This window comes from Collinsella ureilytica (assembly GCF_019795105.1).
GTDB classification, from domain to species: Bacteria; Actinomycetota; Coriobacteriia; order Coriobacteriales; family Coriobacteriaceae; genus Collinsella; species Collinsella ureilytica.
Genome location: NZ_JAIMFO010000003.1, coordinates 1 through 2,205, shown reverse-complemented (window position 1 = coordinate 2,205; position 2,205 = coordinate 1). Strand labels below are relative to the sequence as shown.

Sequence of the window (2,205 nt, the reverse complement as noted above, 5' to 3'; positions counted from 1 at the left end):
CGCTCTTGGGGCGTTGTGGCTGCGATTATTCGTCCAAACTACGACGGCGTGCCTAGCTCTTCAAAGAGCGAAGCAGGCGGCGGAATCAGTGAAGATGGCTGGTGGGGACAAGCCACCACAGCAGCCTTGCAGCGCGCATTAGGTGCGGTGGTTGATGGTGAGATCTGGCATCAGTGGCCTGATAACCGTAGCCTTCTTCGCGGCTGCACCAGCGGCTGGTCATATGATTACACCGGCGAAGGCTCGCCCACGATTAAGGCGCTGCAGCGAAACTACCTCGGCACTAAAGCGGATGGCTTAGTAGGTGTAAACACCATTAACGCCATGATTCGCCGCTATGGTAATGGGTATTGCGACGGGGTCTTAGATGGTCCCTCAACTGCGATTCGCGGGCTTCAGCACGCAATCAACGCCGGGCAACTGTGATACCATAGGCGCTAGAAATAGCGTTTATGGAGGAGCGAATGCTTGATGAGATTGTGCAGCGAGTTTTAAACGGAGAGTTCGGCAATTGCGACGATCGCCGGAAAAGACTTGAACGAGCAGGATATAGCTACAAGCAAGTGCAAGACGAGATCAATCGCCGCGCGGCTTGGTGTGGTCCTCGCCTAACCGTTCATGATCTAGAAAACCTAGCTCACATGGTGCTAAACGGTGAGCTAGGCGGAGACCATGAGCAGCGGTTTATTTTAGGGGAAGACTACGCCGCCGTATCTAGGCGGGTAGCAGAGCTAAAACGCTCATATCAGCTCTAAGCACAAACCCGCAGGTAGACGGCTCAACAGAATCGCGTTTACGGGCTTGTAAATAGGTATGTGGCGCTAGGTACTAGGGTTTTCCGGAATGGATGGGAGGAATGCATGACTGATGACGTTAGAGAGTTTCACACCCCCGGGGCTGAACGGAAGCGAGCAGATCAGGGAGTACCGGCTCGCATCGAAGAAGCGAGCGCAGGACACGCTACAGGAAAGAGAAAAATTAGCTCGTTTGATCGTGAGGACATGCGGAAAGATATTGAGGCGGTAATTGCATCCATCCCTAACGCGTTGCGCCTGCTCGCTAATTCATAGGCATATATACATCTTAAGAGAGTCCCCGCCGTTGGGCGGGGGCTTTTTGCTTTTGTGTATATGTTGTGTATCAGTTCAGAACATGAAATAACATAATAGCAGGTAGAAGGCGTATAAAGAAATTAGTAAATAGTATTGTGATCTATAGCATAACATGCTACTATAAAGCCACAAGGCGCGGCCACCGGGGATCGCGCTAGGGTCTAAGGAGAGACTAATGAGCAAAGTAGCATTTAACCAATCTGGATATGTTGGCTCATCAATGAGTGTCCGCGCTCAGCAGGCGTATGAAGATGGCGAAATGCCAAAATCAAAATGGACTAAGAAAATCATGATCGAAGCCATCAATGCCTACTTAGCGGATGATGACCTACCCGCCATTGCAGGTCTTGAAAAAATGAAAAAAGATGAGATCTTTGCAGAGTTCTTTAAGTGGACTAGCTGGCACCATACCGGGAAGTTTGCTCGTGAAACTGACTTCTATAGCATTGATGAGCGTGCCGTAAAAGCCGCAGCAGACCCCGAAGCAGTAGCTCACGAGGAAGCGGAGCGCATGGCTGAAATCACAGCCGAAGAGGAAGCGTTCGCCGCAGCTCGTGCTGAAAATGCTGCATTTATCGCAAAATATGGCTATGAGCGCTGGTCTATGGCTCATGCCATTGATGCAGGTATCCCATGTGAACACATCGTTATTAATGGCGATGAGTATGTTCGCCTGGTTGAATCTGATGACGTGGATCATCGTTCTTCACTCGGATCAACTACATTAGCCGGGTCAAAATACATGGGCTATTTCAATGATTCTGTAAATCACATTATGTGGAAAATGGAGTGCGCAAAAAATGAGAACTAAGGCAGATTTTAGAGCAGTCCGTGAGTTCATCGGCTTGTCACAGCAGGACATTGCTAATGATTTGGGAATTAGCGCAATAACTCCCCGGCGCTGGGAAAGCCCCTCAAGCAATGAGCCGCCTGAGTTCGCTTGGGAATACCTAGAAGACCAGCTTAAGCGATTCTACGAGATCGCTTCATACGCGATCATGCAGGTAACAGAGGCAGAGCATAAACCGGAAACAGTGGTGTTCACGCTCTACAGAAGCCAAGAACAATATGATGAGTTCGGGCGCGACCCGGG

At 50.0% G+C, this 2,205-nt stretch carries 5 protein-coding genes; all 5 read left to right on the top strand.

All coding sequences use genetic code 11. The features are described from left to right. The coding region (locus tag K6V98_RS00110) for a hypothetical protein (protein WP_222198503.1) at window positions 1-426 on the top strand (426 nt) is incomplete at its 5' end. A gap of 38 nt (window positions 427-464) precedes the next feature. Beyond that, entirely contained in the window at window positions 465-755 is a 291-nt protein-coding gene (locus tag K6V98_RS00105) for a hypothetical protein (RefSeq protein WP_222198502.1), read from the top strand. A 105-nt stretch (window positions 756-860) separates the two neighbouring features. Further along, window positions 861-1,070, top strand: a complete 210-nt coding sequence (locus K6V98_RS00100; RefSeq protein ID WP_222198501.1) for a hypothetical protein — start codon at window positions 861-863, stop codon at window positions 1,068-1,070. A 217-nt stretch (window positions 1,071-1,287) separates the two neighbouring features. Then, a complete protein-coding gene (locus tag K6V98_RS00095; protein ID WP_222198500.1) occupies window positions 1,288-1,923 on the top strand; it encodes a hypothetical protein in 636 nt (211 codons plus the stop codon). Continuing rightward, window positions 1,913-2,205: helix-turn-helix domain-containing protein (locus K6V98_RS00090; protein ID WP_222198499.1), on the top strand; the 293-nt coding region annotated here is incomplete at its 3' end. The genes K6V98_RS00095 and K6V98_RS00090, both read left to right, overlap by 11 nt.

Excerpts from the sequence above, each read along its gene's own strand:
- K6V98_RS00105 (WP_222198502.1), top strand. The coding sequence starts at position 465 with ATGCTTGATGAGATTGTGCAGCGAGTTTTAAACGGAGAGTTCGGCAAT.
- K6V98_RS00100 (WP_222198501.1), top strand. The coding sequence starts at position 861 with ATGACTGATGACGTTAGAGAGTTTCACACCCCCGGGGCTGAACGGAAG.
- K6V98_RS00095 (WP_222198500.1), top strand. The coding sequence starts at position 1,288 with ATGAGCAAAGTAGCATTTAACCAATCTGGATATGTTGGCTCATCAATG.